Source organism: Sphingobium sp. RS1 (genome assembly GCF_056156825.1).
This window is the reverse complement of record NZ_JBLZXE010000002.1, coordinates 836,509-852,981: the sequence shown is the minus strand read 5'-3', so window position 1 is coordinate 852,981 and position 16,473 is coordinate 836,509. Positions and strand designations below refer to the sequence as shown.

General features: G+C 61.9%; 17 protein-coding genes. 4 read left to right on the top strand and 13 right to left on the bottom strand.

Features of this window, described 5'->3' with window-relative positions; translation table 11 throughout:
- Positions 1–28: 28 nt before the first annotated feature.
- Positions 29–463: a DUF3597 family protein gene (locus ACNHGR_RS05745; RefSeq protein ID WP_475284596.1), complete on the bottom strand. Its 435-nt coding sequence runs from the start codon at positions 461–463 to the stop codon at positions 29–31.
- 121 nt (positions 464–584) lie between these two features.
- Here ACNHGR_RS05745 and ACNHGR_RS05740 point away from each other — a divergent pair, with 121 nt between their 5' ends.
- Together ACNHGR_RS05740 and ACNHGR_RS05735 are read left to right on the top strand one after the other, a co-directional pair.
- On the top strand, positions 585–1,154 hold the full coding sequence (locus ACNHGR_RS05740) for a DUF4142 domain-containing protein (RefSeq protein WP_475284594.1): 570 nt from the start codon (positions 585–587) through the stop codon (positions 1,152–1,154).
- 165 nt (positions 1,155–1,319) lie between these two features.
- A complete protein-coding gene (locus ACNHGR_RS05735; protein ID WP_475284593.1) occupies positions 1,320–1,547 on the top strand; it encodes a hypothetical protein in 228 nt (75 codons plus the stop codon).
- 106 nt (positions 1,548–1,653) lie between these two features.
- Here the strand turns inward: ACNHGR_RS05735 and ACNHGR_RS05730 are convergent, their stop codons facing one another.
- The 4 genes from ACNHGR_RS05730 to ACNHGR_RS05715 form a co-directional block, all read right to left on the bottom strand.
- Positions 1,654–1,917: a hypothetical protein gene (locus ACNHGR_RS05730; protein ID WP_475284591.1), complete on the bottom strand. Its 264-nt coding sequence runs from the start codon at positions 1,915–1,917 to the stop codon at positions 1,654–1,656.
- Between the two features lie 113 nt (positions 1,918–2,030).
- Positions 2,031–2,561, bottom strand: a complete 531-nt coding sequence (locus ACNHGR_RS05725; protein ID WP_475284589.1) for a GNAT family N-acetyltransferase — start codon at positions 2,559–2,561, stop codon at positions 2,031–2,033.
- Between the two features lie 21 nt (positions 2,562–2,582).
- Positions 2,583–2,891, bottom strand: a complete 309-nt coding sequence (locus ACNHGR_RS05720; protein ID WP_475284587.1) for a type II toxin-antitoxin system TacA family antitoxin — start codon at positions 2,889–2,891, stop codon at positions 2,583–2,585.
- 174 nt (positions 2,892–3,065) lie between these two features.
- Entirely contained in the window at positions 3,066–3,251 is a 186-nt protein-coding gene (locus ACNHGR_RS05715) for a helix-turn-helix transcriptional regulator (protein ID WP_475288333.1), read from the bottom strand.
- 387 nt (positions 3,252–3,638) lie between these two features.
- Here ACNHGR_RS05715 and ACNHGR_RS05710 point away from each other — a divergent pair, with 387 nt between their 5' ends.
- Complete coding sequence (locus ACNHGR_RS05710; RefSeq protein WP_475284585.1) at positions 3,639–4,082, top strand: hypothetical protein; 444 nt, start codon at positions 3,639–3,641, stop codon at positions 4,080–4,082.
- Here the strand turns inward: ACNHGR_RS05710 and ACNHGR_RS05705 are convergent.
- Both ACNHGR_RS05705 and ACNHGR_RS05700 read right to left on the bottom strand, forming a co-directional pair.
- Positions 4,063–7,794, bottom strand: coding sequence for a conjugal transfer protein TraG N-terminal domain-containing protein (locus ACNHGR_RS05705; RefSeq protein ID WP_475284583.1), 3,732 nt, complete (start codon positions 7,792–7,794; stop codon positions 4,063–4,065). The two genes, ACNHGR_RS05710 and ACNHGR_RS05705, sit on opposite strands and share 20 nt — an antisense overlap.
- 13 nt (positions 7,795–7,807) lie before the next feature.
- Positions 7,808–9,163, bottom strand: a complete 1,356-nt coding sequence (locus ACNHGR_RS05700) for a conjugal transfer protein TraH (protein WP_475284581.1) — start codon at positions 9,161–9,163, stop codon at positions 7,808–7,810.
- Positions 9,164–9,356: 193 nt separating this feature from the next.
- Between ACNHGR_RS05700 and ACNHGR_RS05695 the strand changes: the two genes are divergently transcribed.
- On the top strand, positions 9,357–10,523 hold the full coding sequence (locus tag ACNHGR_RS05695; RefSeq protein ID WP_475284579.1) for an ATP-binding protein: 1,167 nt from the start codon (positions 9,357–9,359) through the stop codon (positions 10,521–10,523).
- Between the two features lie 32 nt (positions 10,524–10,555).
- Here the strand turns inward: ACNHGR_RS05695 and ACNHGR_RS05690 are convergent, their stop codons facing one another.
- Genes ACNHGR_RS05690 through ACNHGR_RS05665 form a run of 6 tightly spaced genes read right to left on the bottom strand, consistent with a single transcriptional unit; the run spans position 10,556 to position 16,395 of the window.
- Positions 10,556–11,152, bottom strand: a complete 597-nt coding sequence (locus ACNHGR_RS05690) for a hypothetical protein (protein ID WP_475284577.1) — start codon at positions 11,150–11,152, stop codon at positions 10,556–10,558.
- Positions 11,149–11,997, bottom strand: coding sequence for a conjugal transfer protein TraF (locus ACNHGR_RS05685; protein WP_475284576.1), 849 nt, complete (start codon positions 11,995–11,997; stop codon positions 11,149–11,151). Before ACNHGR_RS05685 ends, ACNHGR_RS05690 begins: the two co-directional genes overlap by 4 nt.
- On the bottom strand, positions 11,994–12,593 hold the full coding sequence (locus tag ACNHGR_RS05680; protein ID WP_475284574.1) for a S26 family signal peptidase: 600 nt from the start codon (positions 12,591–12,593) through the stop codon (positions 11,994–11,996). Before ACNHGR_RS05680 ends, ACNHGR_RS05685 begins: the two co-directional genes overlap by 4 nt.
- Positions 12,565–13,398 carry a type-F conjugative transfer system pilin assembly protein TrbC gene (locus ACNHGR_RS05675; RefSeq protein WP_475284572.1) on the bottom strand — a complete coding sequence of 278 codons (834 nt, stop codon included), beginning with the start codon at positions 13,396–13,398 and terminating at the stop codon, positions 12,565–12,567. The genes ACNHGR_RS05680 and ACNHGR_RS05675 overlap by 29 nt, the downstream gene beginning before the upstream one ends.
- A complete protein-coding gene (gene traN, locus ACNHGR_RS05670) occupies positions 13,370–14,404 on the bottom strand; it encodes a conjugal transfer protein TraN (RefSeq protein WP_475288332.1) in 1,035 nt (344 codons plus the stop codon). Before traN ends, ACNHGR_RS05675 begins: the two co-directional genes overlap by 29 nt.
- Positions 14,405–14,463: 59 nt before the next feature.
- Complete coding sequence (locus ACNHGR_RS05665; RefSeq protein ID WP_475284570.1) at positions 14,464–16,395, bottom strand: hypothetical protein; 1,932 nt, start codon at positions 16,393–16,395, stop codon at positions 14,464–14,466.
- Positions 16,396–16,473: the final 78 nt, after the last annotated feature.

The window sequence follows — 16,473 nt, the reverse complement described above, 5'->3', positions numbered from 1 at the left end:
GCAAATGATGGCGCGCCCCCCCAAACCCTCAGCCGCGCAGGCTATCTGGAACTACGCCGCCGTTTTCGGCAAGTTTGGCCATCACGGCTCGATGGAGTGCAATATTCTGTTCCGCACTTCCGGCAGCGCCCTCATTGACAGCCAGTTCGTCAGCAAGCTCCTTACGTGCCGCGAGGCTGGAATCAAGATCGAGCAGCTTCAGCAAATCGACGATCGAACTTTGATAATTTCCGCCATTGCCCTTGGCGTCTGCCATAGCTGATAGGACTGCGCCCACATCTGTCTGTTGGGTGGTAGACGCCTCTGGCGCCGCAGAGGCCGCCGACGGAGAGGCGGTCGGCGCAGCAGGGGCTGGGGCCGGGCCGGAATTTTGGACTTTCCTGGAGTGATCGGGCTCGCTGCCTGCCGCCTTGCCCTCATCATGGCCGAAAATCTTGTCCTTGATGCTGCTGAAGATGCCCATGTGCCTGTGCTCCTTGTGTCTGAACTTTCACCAACGACGGGGGGCAGAGAAGGGTCCAGTGGGAACGAGCTCGAAGGCGGCGGGTTGAGACTTCGGAAAATGGTGATCCGGGAGACGATTGATGAAAACGCAGTTTGCGATGGTTGCAATTTCAGTGGCAGCCCTGACACTCTCAGGTTGTGGCAAAAAGACCGAGAACACATCCAACGACACAGCCGCCGCGTCTATAAACAGCGTCGATACCGGCGAACAGACGCCGGTTGTGGAAAGCGCGGGCCAAAAATTCGCCAACGCGGCAGCCGCAAGCGATACATTCGAAATCGAAAGTTCGGAGCTGGCGCAGGCCAACAGTCAGTCGGCGTCCGTCAAGAAATTTGCCACATCCATGATAAAGGCGCACACCGACTCAACGGAAAAGCTAGGTCAAGCCGCGAGCGCCGCATCTCCGGCAATCATTCCCAAGCCGCTTTTGACCGACGATCAGCAGCGGACCCTCGATATGCTCAAGGGCAAAAAGGGTGCGGACTTCGATGCTGCTTATATCGAGGCGCAAACCAAGGCGCATCAGGAGACCCTGGACAAGCTCAAGGTTTATTCGGCCAGCGGAGATGTGCCCTCTTTGAAAGAGTTTGCGGCTAAGCTTATCCCTGTCGTAACGGGCCACCTTAATATGGCCAAGGGCCTTAAATGAAAAGTGGCTGCATCTCGGCGTTTATTGAGGGTATACGGAAGGACTACCGCGCTAAGTGCGGCTAGTGCGGCTCCCATCCCCTTCGATTTGCCTGAAGCGGATCGAAGGGGATAGGAATGTCTGACATAATGTCGGCGTGCGGAACTCGAGCGCGACCGCGATCGCATGATCATCGATCTTGTTTTGTCGCATGTGGCCAAAGGCATATCGGCATCGGAGTGGGCCTATAACCGCGCACGCTACCTCAAGCCGCGGCGGGAGATGCTGCAGGCCTGGGCCGATCTGATCGGCGACGGGCTGAAAAACCTGCTCGCCTGGGTGAACACGAAAATGGCCAAGGGCAAGCTGCTCTCACGCTGGGAAAACGCGCCGACTGGGCCAAACGTCATCTAGTTCAGGCCGGCCCGGCGTTAGGCCAGTCGGTTCTGTCCATTAGGTTCAAGCGATGATTTGCCATAAAAAGGGCGTTGCGTTTGTGGGAATCCATTTCCAACAAACATTATGTCGCGAGAGGTAATGCACAGCCCGAAAGCCTCGAAAACTGATCGGCAACCTTCCGGGCCGCCAAAGCATCGATACCCATCTCGGTGAGAAACTCCCTTTGAATGCCATAAGGCACCTCGGAAAAGAATGAAAACACGAGAGCGTTGAAGGTGTTCGCGCTTTCTACATCGGTGAGAAGGTTGGCCAACTCATTCGCAGAAAGATCCGTCCCGTATGGAGCGTTAATTGTTGTCAGAACCTGTATCGCTACGCTGCTCATCCAACTACCTGTCGCGATATCGAATAATGTGAAATCACAATATTTCTGACCTAGATCATTAATTCGCGGTGAGCGCAAACGACAACTATTTGCCTCAGGTTCTCGCGATCTGGCTAGCTGACGGCTTTTTCATCTAATAGCGCCCTGACCGATTCCATGGGCAACAGCAGAACCAGTTCGCCTAAAGGCGAAGCTATGAAACCATGTCGAGCGTAGAATGCGACCGCCTTTTCATCGATCGCATGAACGACCACGGCTCTCGCACCAACGATTTCCGATGCTGCCGCGCACCGGCAGAGTGCATCTGCCAACAGGTCGGCGCCCAGCCCAATACCCTGAAACCCCGCATCGACAGCGAGCCGGGCAATCAGTAGCAGCGGGACTTGCTCGGGCATTCCGCGGCGCAGCTTTGCGGATGGCAGGGCCACGCGCTGCTCCATCGCAGTGGTAATCGTATAAAAGCCGACAACCCTTTGGCGCTGTGCTGCGTCACACACCACATAGGTACGCGCCGAATTGCCCTCGCTTGCGAGCGCCCGATCATGCAACCATGCATCGAGCGATCCATGCACGCCATTTGTAAAGTCGTTGACTTCATGTTGAGCAGCCAGACGCTCCGGCGCGGTGACGCTAATTTCTGCCATGGATCGCTCGCGAACCGACCGTCAACGTTCCCAGGACGGCTTCCGCTGCATCAGCTTCTTTAGCTGCTCTGACGGCACCGGGGGAGAATCGAGCGTTGCCAGGAACTGCTCGTGCTGCTCTGCGTCCAGGAAGAACGTGCGCTGGTCCAGGATCGCATCTTCGGCTTCCCGGCGTGCGCTGTCGAGCATGAACTCGGAGAGCTTCTGACCACGTAAAGACGCAGCGCGGGTGAGGATGGCTTTCATGCTTGCAGAGGCACGAATCTGAATGACATCATTCTTGGGCGCTGGAGTACGGCGGGTAGAATGAGGTTGTGCGGTCTGTGCCATAGTTCCAAGCTTTCCTTTAAGCTTTCAATATGCAACTCTGTATTGACAATGTCAATACGCGGTAATGTCTCGACGGCACATGATCCAGCCGGACTGACGAATGAGGCTGAGATACCATCCGTTGCCTAGATTGGCCGACGGCAACGAGTAGGGAATTCTCCATGTCGCGGACCATCATCGCCGCGGGGATTTCCTTTTTACCGAGCGCATGAAGGCATTTGGGTTTGCTATAAAATCCTCGATGTCGCTGCCATACCATCCAACGCACCTTGGACTGATCTGCTGCCGACTGGGGAAGTTGCCCGCCGCTTCCAATCTGTAAATTGTTGCGCGTGAGAGACCAGTCCGTTGAGCAACCATGGCAATGCGCCAGAGGGTATCAATGCGACGATCCTTCGCAGAAGATGTGACGAACTCCGGGGTATCCGGGGGCATCGAAACTTTTTTAGGCATCAATCAACCTCTTGAATGAGGTCTGCCGGCCAAACAAAACGATTCCGCCGAACCGCCGGAAAATCAATGGATTTGGTCGATTTATCTCGTGGCTACGGCATTCTGTGAGATTGAAAACTGCACCCGAGATAATGGGGATCGTGGGAGGGAAGGGGGAGGGCGCGACGGGTAGCAGGGGGTAGAAATGAACGGCTCTCGGTGAATCAGATGAGAGGATGTCGAAACTTCCTGATTTCCAAGGGTTAGCTATTTTCTGCGGGGCTCTAAGATGGTAAGTTCGGCAAAGAGGAATTGATGATGGCTGCAACCATTGAGCCCAGTGATGCGGATCGGAACCTCGACGAACTTCGTCTCAGGGATTGGCTTTGGCGACCCTGGTACGCGAAGCTCTGGTGGAGTGGCGTGCCAGTCTATTGGCTGGGCATGCTTGCTGCCCTCATGCCGGATGCTTTGGCAGAAGTTTATCATTCGGCTGCCGGTGGATTTTTAAACGTCTTGTTCTTTCCGCCAATTATGGCGCTCGTCCTCTCGTTTGGGTTCCTTCGACAGTGGTTGGCGTCGTTGCCAACCCAAGAGGACGGTGAGATCGACGGGCATGATTTTTGGGATCGCAACAAATACGGCCCATCCGGGATGCTTCGTGAATTTGATCCACTCGACCCAGCGTCCGGGGCGCTTTGGATCGGCAGCCCTCTGAACCCGCTGAACCCCGGCTACATCAATCGGCACCCTTCTTGAAATCCGGATCGCCGTCGAACGGCCCCGACCTTAGATCGGTCGAAAACCGTCCGCTGCTCAGTAGCGAACTCTGCTCGATCGAGGTCAGAGGGGCGGTTAGATCAGCGGTTCCGCGCGCGCTGTCGGTCTGACCAATATATCGGTTTCTGAGTCCATTCGAGCCGAGAATTTCCTCTGACAATCGGTTGGCGAATGCCTCAGCTGGATTGATGGTTCTTGCCGCCGATTGTTCTGAATTGGCCAACGCTTGTCGGACATCATAGTTTACAATGTTGAGCTGCGCGTTTGCGGTCTCGTTAGTCGAGCCACCTTCTTGACTGGAAATACCTAGAGATCCCGACATGCGGCCAAATGACGCGCCACTGTTGGACTTTGTCATCCGACCCGCGTGCGTACCAGTACCTCCACCGATCTCGCCTTTTACTCCAATTGAAAATGCGTTTTGGTCCTGCGCGGTGCGGCCGATCGAGCGTTCCCACCCCGTCTGCGCTATAATAGCCTGCACATCGCGCTGTAGCGTGTCCGCGACCTGGGGCTTCAACCGCCAATTGCCTTTCCGGTCCATCTCGAACCCACCCTTGAGCCAGTTCGCCATGGCGGCGCGACCTTCGGCACCGCCGCCCATGAAATGCTCGATCGTGTCGGGCCCGGCCTGCTTGCCAGCCTCGAACCGCGTGCTGGTGTCATTGCGCGCCGATATCTCGAAACCCGCGCTGCTGGAGACCAGCAGGTCATTATGGGCAAGGCTGAAGCGGGCATGACCGCCATTGGCGACCGCGCCGAGTTGGCTTTCGTTGAGAAGTCCGGCTTGCCACATCTGCGCGGCGGTTGCCGGGGTGAGGTTCATCCTGAAATCGCCATTCTGGTCCATGGCGATCTGGCGCTTGCTCATCTCAATGCCGTTGGCCCGGAGCAGCCCCTGCATGCGTGACAGACGCTCGCGCTCGACGATGCTGGTCATCTTGGCGTTTCGCGCCCGATCAGCGATGCCGTCGGCACCGCCTTCCGCCATGTCGAGCTGGTTGCCACTCGTATCGGCCAGGGTCCGGATGAAGCTGTCGAGGCGGGCCGCCTCGCGCGTGGACATACCGGCGGCCTCGGCGCCTTGCGCAAAACCAAAATTCTCCGACTGCCGCCGCTGCTCGCCGATCCGGGCGGCGCTGCGGGTGCCGTCGTGCCCGACCTCTTGCTGCGCGTCGAGCTTTCCCGACCGCTCGGCAAAGTCGTAGCCAGCGGCTTCCCGGGTCCGCCCATAAACACTGGTGCCTTCGCGCGCCGCTTCAGCCGTTGCCCCGTCCGCCGTGCCAAGATCGCTCGCTGCCCTGTAGGTTTCGAGGGCTTGGGTCACCTGAGCCTCATTGCGGCCAGTTGCGCGGGAAAGTTGGGTGATGGCGGAGGAGCGCGCTTCGCCAGAGAGGGCGTTGATGAAGGAGATGCGGCGGCTCATTTCATCGACGGGAATGCCGAGCATCGCGGCGGCGTTGCGCTGGCCCTGGTTCCCGCCGGTGCGATGGGCCTGCTCGGTGGCAACATTGCCCCGTTCCACTTGGCCGACCCGATCGCCGGCATAATCCCGACGGCCCTCCATGGCGCCGACCTGCACCTGCGCGGAGGTCAGGTCGTTGAGCAGCATTTCCTCCTGCGCATAGCTGTTGGCGATGAGCTTGGCGAAAGTCGGATCGGCGCTCGCCTCGGCGATAACTCCGCTCGCCTTCAGCGCCGCGTCCTGCGGTGAATAACCCCCGCGCTCAAAATGCCGCGTCGCCGCCTGCATCATCATGCCATAAGCGCGAGTGTCGCCGAACGCCCGCCATTGGACCAACCCTTGGGTGAAGGCTCCGAATGCCTTCTCGCCCGCTTCGCCCGACCCGAAATAGCTGGTGCCAAGGCTCCGCAGTGCGTCCTTTTCGGCAAAGTTGTGGATCGCGCCGGTTGCCGCCGCCGCGCGCACAGCATTCGCCGTGGCCGGATCATTGAGGTCTCGCCCATGTAGTGCGGGCGCAAGGCTGCCCAGTTCTCGTGCGGCGTCGGTGTTTCCGAGGCCCATGGCCGCGCTGCCGGGCGCCCCGCCGCCATGGGCCGCACCAACAGCGCCTGCTGCACCGAAACTCCGGTTGGTGCCGAAGGTCGAGCGCTCTCCGAAATCCCCGAAGCCTGAAGCGGCGGTGCGGCGGGAGCCTGTGCCCATGGCCGAGGCCTGTGCCTCCAGAGCCGAGGCAAAACCTTCGGAGGTCGAGACCCCGGCAGCGGCGGCTGATCCTTGGGCCTGGACGCCAAGCGAACCGCCGGTGAAAGAGGAGAAGACATTGCCCGAGAAGCGGAACACCGTGAACACGAAGGCTCCGGCAAGGCCGGCGGCGGCCGTGCGGAAGCTCCCAAAGATGGCGAGCGCTTTCATCGCCGAGGAGGGAGCGAGCATCCAGGTCGTGGCTGCCACATGGTTGGAGCGCATCTCGGCAAGGACCGCCATCGCGCGACCAAGGGTCAGTTGGTAGATGCCAGCGTCGATACCGCCCCAGAGCGCTACGAACACGAAGAGACCCAGCGCAAAGCTTGCAACCCGCAGATTGATGGGGGTGAGGATGAACAACAGTGCGATCGGCATCATGAAGAGCATGATTCCGAACACCGTGGCCCGGATCGTTGGCATCCAGTCATTGGCGGTCGACATGGTGGCAAGGCCACCCGCCACCACCGCGCGGTTGGCCATGACGCGGGCTGCAGTCGCCGGGCTGTCCTCGAACAGCACATCGCCCACACTGTTTCCGAGCAGGATGTTGGTGAAGAAGGCCTGAGCGGTAAGCGGCGTCCCCAGCATCATGTCACCCATCTCAGCCAGATTGCTGCGGCAACGCGCGAGTTGATCCGCCTTGGCGATGTCATAGCCAGTGCGTTGGCAGACCTGGGTGGAATAGCCCTCGAAGATCGCCGGGTCGGAGAGCCGGTCCCCGATATGCGCCCAGGCCTCGTTGCAACTGACCGTCGTGCCGCCCTTGTCCGAGGCGGTGAAGACCGTGCTGAACGTTGAAGGCCCCGCCATGGCGGCGAAGGATGCGGGGAGGTCGGTGCTGGTGCGGAAGAGCTGGTCGTCATCGATGCCATAGGCCGGCGAGACGCGGGCGACCGGATAGCATTGGCGGACATAATCCTTGATCGTCGCATCGAGAAACGCGTCGGTCATCGGTCCGCGCGGGCTGACGGCATTGAGGAACAGGTCGAAGGCATGGCCGCCCGCGCCGAACTCGAGCTTGGCATGCGGGTCGAGCGTATTGTCGTCGATCGTCTCGGCGAGCGCCCGTCCCATCATGTTGGTGACGCCCGCCACCAGAACTATGAGATTGGGGACGTCGCCAACCGGCTGATAGGCGTTGCGCACCCGGTCGTAGACATGGACGGTGCCCGTCGTCGCAACGAGGCCGACGAACATGCCGATGCCGACCAGCATCTGCAGGCCAAAGGCGACCAGACCCATGCCGGTGCCACGGATCATGGCGAGCACCGCGCCCAGCGCCATCCCGACGACCGCGATGATCAGCACCAGCGTTTCATAGCGCGGATCGGCGAAGATCATTGAGACGAGCCGGAACGCATCCACCGTCTCGGCAAAGCCGTCATAGGTGTGAAAGCTCGTCTCCAGCGCGAGAGCAGGCGAGGTAACCAACAGGCTGGCGAAACCGCCCAACAGTGCGGGCAAGCGGGAGATGCGGCGCATAGCGTCTTATCCTTTAGCGGCTGCGGCTGGCAGCCGTGCCGGCGGCGTCGCGCGCGTCCCGATCGCGCTGGCGGATGAGGCCGGCATAGCCGGTCGAAAGGTTCGCCTGGGAAAGCGCCGCCATATAGGATTGCCGCATCTGTGCCCGTTGGCGCAGCACCTCCTCCCGGAGGTCGCGCAGCTGCTCGATGCCCTTGGTGAGGATCCGCGTCTGACAGATGTTGGCGCTCGTCCCGTCGGCGGCGCCTGCTGCATTTGTCCCGCGCTCGGCATTGGAGATGGCAAAATCGATGCTGCGGGTGAGGTCGTTCAGCATCTGATAGGCAAGGGTCAGCGCGACCAGTTCATCGGTATCACCAATGACGGAGTCGACCACATCCTGGCGCACGCCCCATTCGAGCATCCGATAGACCGGCAGGGTCCGTACATTCGCGACGAACTGCTTCTCTTCGGCCGAAAGCGCGGCGCGCGTCCTGATCTTCTCCGCGATCGAGGTCATGCGCTCGCGGGTTAGGGCCAGCGCGCCTTTGGTGCCGTCCTGCGTGCAATCGGCGGCGGTGGCCGGCATGTTGAGGGCGCGGCGCATGACCCGACCGCTGAGAAAATCGTCCGAAGATTCGGTGTCCTGTCCGGCGCAGGCGGGGATGGCCGAGAAGATCGGCACCTTGTCGGTCGCGTCCCAGCGCATATAGACGTCGCCCACCCGCGCGCGCATGACGCTCGCCCAATCGGCGGCGCCGACGCGGGAGGCGGCATGGGAGAGAAGCGATCCGGTGCGGAAGATGTCGGTGACTTCAGTCGGGCAGTTGGCGAGCGCATCCTTCAGATCCTCGGTCGGGCTGTTCCCGTTCGCCTGGATCTTCTCGCGGCTCTGCTGATAGCTTTTGGCGTAGCCTTCCTTTACCGACTTGTAGCCGGTCATCTCCTCGATGATCCCCGACATATTATCATCGCCCCTGGCGATCTGGACCATCCGGTTGGCGAGGCGGCAGTCATTGACCTGGATAGAATTCAGAAAATTCGTGGCCGCCTCCATCTTCGAAATGATGTTGCCCATCTTCTCATCGAGGGTTTCGAGCAGATATTGGAACGCGACGGCGGGTGCGGCCTGGAGGATGCTCTCGAGCTTCTGGACGAGGTAATCGGGGTCGAGAAAGGACATGCCGCCTAAGAACATGTCGATGCCGCCGCAGCCCGCCTTCACCTTGGGCATGGTGAGGCTCATCAGATAGTCACTATGGACATCGATCCGACCCGACATGCCGCCCGCGGTCACATAGCCGCGCGTCTGGTCCTCGAAGCTGCCAGGGCTGGTGTAAGTCACATTGTCGAACCAATGCTCGGCCCAGCTCTGGGCATGGGCGGGCATAGTTGTTCCGCAGGTTGCAAGCAGAGCCAGAGCGGGTAGGGTCGCGCTACATTTGAGATCGGGCATGGCGGCTTCCTTGTCGTGAGGAGAAAAGGAAGGGCCCGCCCGCCATATGCGAGCCCTTCTGCAGCATTCGCAGAATATCGAGACATTTAACCTTGCAAATTCGGAATGATGATCCGAATATACAAGGATGATTGAGCGTCGTATCAGAAGCGATCTTATCGCCCGACTGGATGAAAGCCCTGCGGTTGCCCTGCTCGGGCCGCGTCAGGTCGGTAAAACGACGCTTGCGCATGAAGTGGCCGATGAGCGGCCGTCCATCTATCTCGATCTTGAATCGGATCGGGATCGCGCGAAGCTTACCGATCCCGAGCTGTATCTTGAGAGCTATGAAGACAGGCTGGTCATACTCGATGAGGTGCACAGGCTGCCCGGCCTGTTCCAGCTTTTGCGCGGCCTTATCGACCGGGGTCGGCGGAAGGGCTTGCGGACAGGGCGGTTTTTGTTGCTCGGTTCGGCTTCGATGGAGTTGCTGGCGCAATCGGGCGAAAGCCTTGCCGGACGCATCGCCTATCTGGAAATGAATCCGCTCGATGCCCTGGAGGTGGGGGAGGGGGATGCCGAGCGCCTCTGGATTCGCGGTGGCTTTCCCGACAGCTTTCTCGCCACCAGCGATGCCGCGAGCCGGCGCTGGCGGCAGGACTTCATCCGAACCTATCTCGAGCGCGACATACCCATGCTGGGTCCACGCATCCCTGCCGAAACGCTGCGGCGTTTTTGGACGATGCTCGCCCACCATCAATCGAGCTTGCTGAACGCATCGGACCTGGGGCGGAGCCTTGGCGTCGATTCCAAGACCATCGCCTCCTATCTCGATCTTCTGGTCGACCTGCTTCTCGTCCGGCGGCTGGAGCCGTGGCACAGCAATAACGGCAAGCGGCTGGTCAAATCGCCGCGCGTCTATGTGCGCGATAGCGGCATCGTCCACAGCTTGCTGGGCCTTGCCACCCGCGAAGATGTGCTGGGGCATCCTGTCGCTGGTGCCAGCTGGGAGGGATTTGCGATCGAAACCCTGATATCGGCGGCGCCTGAGGGAACGCAGGCAAATTTCTACAGGACATCGGCGGGCGCTGAGATCGATCTTCTGCTCACCATCCCGGGCCATGGCCTCTGGGCTTTCGAGATCAAGCGCAGCCTTTCGCCCAAGGTCGAGCGGGGCTTCCACCACGCCTGCGCCGACCTCGATCCGGCACGGCGGATCGTCATCTATCCTGGCGAAGAGACCTACAGGCTTGCCGAGACTATCGAGGTTTGCTCTGTCGCCGAGGCGGGCCAATGGCTGCTCTCCCTGCACTGATTGCAGGCCAGCATGGAAGATGAGGGGCTTGGTCATTGCTTCTCCTTGCCCTTCGAACCGGCACCGTCCGCGACAATGCCGGTGAACTTGGCCATCGCGCGCACGCCGACCGCTGCACGCACACCGGTCTGCATCTTGATCCCGAGATAGATGTTGCGGGCGAGATTGGCCGCATGGTCCGTTCCGATCGCGATCGGCAGGGTGCGGGCTTCGTCGGAGATCGGACGTAGCCAGGCGACGGGATGGCCGATCCAGGGGAGACCGAGGCGCCCTGAGCGGAGCATGGCTTCGTCCCTGCCGATTGGCCAGACCGTCAGACCATATCGACCTTTGAGCGCATCGAATTTCGTCCAGAGATCGCCGCATGGGAGGCAGCCGGGCGCCGTGCTCATCTCGATCACGAAGGCCGATCCCTGGCCCTTCAAGGTTGCCTCGAAATCTGGCGGATAATCGGCGGTCCGGGGAACGCGGGCGAGCCAGCTTTGCATTTCGCGGACGCTGGACACCGGATGGATAGCGGCGCGGGCGGCCTGTACCCGGTCAGGCGGGCGCCGCTCCACTTGCGCGCGGACCGAGAGCGGCAACGCGCCAACCAGCGCTATCCATGTACTGAGGGCGAGGACTCTCATGGGCGACCACCGACCGGGTTTGCCATCGGATTGGCGGCCGCGACCGGACCATTGGCCAGCGCGTCGAAAAAGCCATTCTCCTCCCCGGCGCCGGTCAGGAACTGTTCGGGCCTGATGTCGCCTGAGAGAAGCTTCACCGCCTGATAGGCCGTCTGGATAAGCGTCGGGAATGCTTCGACGCCATTGGCGATGACCATGCGCTGCGCGGAGTTGCGGCGGATGACCATGGTGGTGGGCGTCACCTCGACGCCGAAGCGGGCGCCAAGCTCGGGCCGCCGGTCGAGATCCTCGCGAATGATCTGCCAGCCCGTTTCCTCCTGGAAGCGCTGGAGTATCGGCCATTGCACCCGGCAATAGCCGCAGGATGTGCGCGAGAACATGACGAGCGCAAATTCCGGGCCGCGCGAGCGAAGATAGGCTCGGCGCACCGCATCCTTCTGCGCGCCCAGCGCATCGCGGGCGTCGCCGATCATCGGATTGGCGGACTTGGCGCTGAGCTCGGGATGGGCGAGCATTGCAAGCTGGGTGACGCCGGCAAAGGCGCGGGCCTTGCGCCGCGCAAAATCTTCGAGCCGCCAGAAATCCGACACCGCTTCGACGGTAAGGACCGTCGCGGCATAGTCGCGCTGGTCGGTGATCAGCTTGGCGATCCGGGGCGGGCTCCAACGGGCGAGTTCGGCCATGGGCGGAATGACCGGCGCTGGCGGCACATCATCGGGCGGCGTCTCGGCGGGATCGGCCTTAGGTCGATACCACCAGTAGCCCTGACGGATTGCGTCTTCCGCAACGGCTTTCGTTGGGAGCAGCAGGCCGGCCACGGCCAGCAGGGCGATAGCGCGCCTCACAGGATGCGCTCCATGCGGGTGAGGCGATCGAGCCGGACCGGCCCGAAATAGCGGCTGTCAAAGCCCCCGGCATGATCGGAGCCAACATAGATATAGCCCGCAGGTATGGGCCGATCGCCCCAGCGCAGATGCGGAAGCGGGCGGCCATCGCGGCCGAAGGGCCGGCTCGCACCCAGGAAGCTGCGGCCACAATAATACCAGCTGCGGGTGCCCTCGCGACCATCGACTGACGGCCGTTCGATTTCGCGGAGCCGCTCGCCGGGGAGGCAGAGCGCTCGCTTGGTGACGCTCACCGGCTTGGGTCCCGCGATGGGATGGGAGAGCATGAATTCGACGAGATCGCCCTTGTGGATCGGGCCGGACGAGCGGCGCACGGCCCAGGCGTCGATCGATGGGCTCATGACGAGCGTTACGCTGGGTAGTCCGACCCAGGTGAGTGTCGCGACCGGCAAGATGACCGCGAGGTTCAGGGCCAATCGCCCGTTGTCGGCGGGCTGGTTGCCGACCGCACCGCCCAGCGCGCAGGCCGTCTGCGCGGGCAAGGCTTTGAGAAGTGACCAGAGCCGACTAGCGGTGAGACAGGCGAGACGCAGCATCGCTGACCTCCTCCTTGCCGCCGAGGCGGGCATATTCGTCCATCAGTCCTGAGAGCGCGGCGTCGCCAAAGACGATATGGCTGGCGCGGGGGGCAATCTCCTCGTCGCGCTCGCAATAGGGTAGGGTGGGATCGCCCGGCACCATGGCGAAGGCGGGCGCCTGATTGACACCATGCTGGCGGAAAAGGATCGGGTCGACGACGATCTGCACATTGCGCATCGTGCAGGCCGGGCCTTCGCAGCCCGAATCGACGCGCAGGATCTGCGCAGTCAGCTTCACCATCGGGCCGATCTTGGTGAGGCCGCCTGGAACCCCGCGAAAGGCGATGATCCCGCCCACCGTTTCGAGCTGCGTGGCATAGTTGCGCAGGGTCTGGAGCGGCATGGATGAAGAGGCGAACAGCATCGGCACCCAGCTTTTTGCCGAAGGCGCCGCGTGCATATCCTTTGGCTTCGCGGCATCGAGCGGCGCGGCAAGCCCCAGGGCTTGGTAAAGGCGCGCTTGCATGGCGTCATGCTCGGCCGCCATGCGCTGCCTGGCGTCCTCCCTATGCTCGCGCGCCCGCGCCTCGATTTGCGGAAAGCGGCCCTTCTGTCGCATCGCTTCGAACGCGCGGCGGCGCATGGGCTGCGATGGCTCGGGGATGCCGGTTGGGCCAGAGATTGTGGGCCGGTCCGATGTTGGCGGTTGGCCGCTGCTGGCGTTCGGGCCGGTCTGTGCCAGCGCAGGGCTGGCGGCGCAGAGCGCGGCTACGGCACCGGCGCACAGCAGTCGGTCAGGGGTGGATGATGCTGAGCGTCGCATCGATCTTCTCCTTCATGTCGATCTGGATGTCGGATTGGGCGCGGGCTTCGATGTCCGAATAATATTCGGAGAGGTCCATCCGGCTGAAATCGAGCGCCTGGAACTCTTCGGCAGAAAATCCGCGGCAATAGGGATGTTCGGGTGTACCCCAGCCAAGGCTGTTGAAAGCCGTCAACTGTGGTCGACCCTGCTCCTGGATGATGCGGCCGAGCTTGGTATTGAAGCAGCAGTGGCCGCGCGCCTTCTGGATACAGATGCCAAGGATACTGGACGAGCAATAGGTGCCGACCTCATGGCACATGCCCGAGCCGCGCAGCATGCCGGTTTCCATATCCTGTTGGTCGCAGCCCTGGAGCAGCAGCTCGACCATATAGTTGATGGCGAGGCTGATCGCGATCGAGGTGGGATCGATGCCGAGGATGATCGCATGGGCGCCTGCCGAGGCCGCCTCGCTCGCGGTCGCACCCGCCTTGAACGCGGTGTAGGCCGCTTTCATGCCCGTGAAGACGCCCTTGGCGATCGCGATCTTGGTGGTGATCGACGTGAGCGACCCGCCCATCCCGTCCTTCACGATCTTGCCCTTGTCCTTGCAGCAATTCTGGAAGGTGACGCTGGTGCCGGGCGGCCGGCAGCGCAGCGCCCGACCGCCGAATATCTCGATGGTGCCGAGACAATTGCCGTCGGCATCGACCGGCCCATCATTGGGCGCGCCGGGATCGTCGACGACCTCTTCATTCTCGATCGGCATGGTCGCGGTATCGATACAGCTATTGGGCGAACAGGCCGGCACGGCACCTGCTGTCGGCCTATTGCAGGCAAAAGCGGCGCCAAGCGGACAGGCATAGGCGCCTTGCGCGTCGTCCACGCAGTCGACCTGGCCGATGGGGCAGAGCGCACCGCCGTCCGTAGTTGTGAGGCACTGCGCCATTTCCCCCTCATCGGCGGCATCGCCATTGCCGCTGAGGTCCGCCGCGCAAATCTGCGCTGCGTGGGCGGGCGGGCTCATTGCAATGCCAAGCGGCGTCAGCGCACAGGCGAGCGAGACGAAGGATGAGAGCCAGCGGATCATCGCGCCACCGCCGTGCAGGCAAGGTCCGAGCCAGCGAGCCGGACGGTCTGCATCATCACCACCGCTTCGGGGAAGTCATCAAGGCAACCGCAGGGCGAGACGATCTCTTCGCCAGCGCTCAGGGGACAGACATTGTCGCTCGAACAGACATGATAGAAACTGTCCCAGCCTACGGGCACATTCTGTTTCTCCGCCACGGTCCCGGCCGGAGCGACGCCGCTATTGGCGCTGGGCGCGCGGGTCTTGCAGATGGATTCGCATGCCGCAACGGCGGGGCGGACGGGGAGCGCGAACGCGCGGGTCGATTGGACGAGAGCGCCGTCGCTGGCCCGGGTCTGGTCGGCGAGCATCGTCTCGGTCGAATGATCGATGATATAGGTTGCCCGGCTGAGATCGGGTTGCGCTGTTCCTGATGTATCGACGATGCAAGCATAGCGGCGCGTCCGCAGGAAGAAGTCGCGGCTATATTGGAAAGTGCAGCTGCCTGTTCCGAACAGACGGGTGAGCGGCAGGGGTTTAAGCCCTGTGACGACTCCATTGCGGATCGTCTCGACCCCGTCGACATCTTCCTGGGTCAGTCGGCAGGCAACGTCACTTGCATAGCCAGCGCAGAGATCGACAAGCCGCTCGCTGACCTCGCAGCTGGTGTCGACCTGAATCTCTACCGTGACATAACCCCAATTGCCGCCGCCCCCGCCGCGCACGCGCGCGCTGACGGACGTAGCGCCGGATTTGAGCCTGTCGGTGAAATCGATGGGCGTTCGATTATACCAGGGATCGTCGCTGATCCGGCAGTCGCCAGACGGCAGGCCATCACCGATCCACGGGCGTTTGCCGGCGTACCCCACAACCTGACCATTGATCCGTCCCTGGACCCAATCGTCTGCGCCCATCTCGATGATGCGCGCCGAGACGATCCGGCTCGGCATGAGCGGATTGAAGGTTACGGTATAGATTGGCGGGTTGCTGCCGCAGGTTCCTGCACCCCGGATCTGGAAGCGCAGGCATCCGGATCCGCAACTGCTGGTCGATGTGATCGAGCCGCTTGCCGAGACGATATCGGCAAAGCCCCATTCCTTGACTTTGATCTCGCGCTCGATCGTGCAGGAGCGGGTCTCCTCCGCCTTGCCGTTGCCAGCAGGCGATGCCGCCAGCGCGGTGAACACCGAACTTGCCTGTGATGCGGCATAAGCGTCGCCATTGATTGCGGTCGGGTTGGCGCGATAGCTGGTCCCGGACACAGCGGGTGAGGCGGTGCAGGCGGTGGTCTGCGCGCCAACATAGCGGATGACCGGGCCATCGATACTGGCCTGCGCCACCGCGATCCTGGGGTCTGCGGTTGTCAGCGCACCGATGACGCCGCCGCCCAGATCCTTCAGGACCGATGGCAGATTTCCCGATACGAGGTTGGCGCCGCAGCTTGCGTTGACGCAATAGCAACCGGAGAGGTCGGGCAGGTCGACTTCAGTGAGTTTCAGGTCGCCGGCACCGCCGACATCCCATTTGAAACTCTGGCACTGGTTCCAGCTTCCGGGGGAACAGGAGATAACGCCATTGGCGCAGATTCCCGACACCGGGACCGGGAGGGTCAGCGTGCGGTCAAAGGCGCCGTCCAAATCCGTGTCGCGGGAAATGGTGAGGTGCGTGATGTCGCCTGTGCTGCCGGGCTGGACCAGCATTTCGAGCATGGTCGCGCTTTTCTGGCAGGCGAGGTTGGCCGTGAAGCTGCGGCTGTTGTCGACTGTATTGACCGGCTGGTTGGCAAGGCCCGGCGTCAGATAAGTATCGCTGATCGCGTCGCTGGCGCCGGACTTGGCGCGCGAGGCTGCCGCCGCCGCCCGTGCCCGCGCGTCCATGTCCTGCGCGAACGCTGTTTGAACAAGGAACGCTGACAGCATCGCAAGGCTGTGTGCGAGGACGATCCTCATGCCTCATTCTCCTTGCTCCGCGAACGTCCCATGGCGCGGAGCCGGAACAAGGGGCACGACCCGGCAATGTCGGGTGGT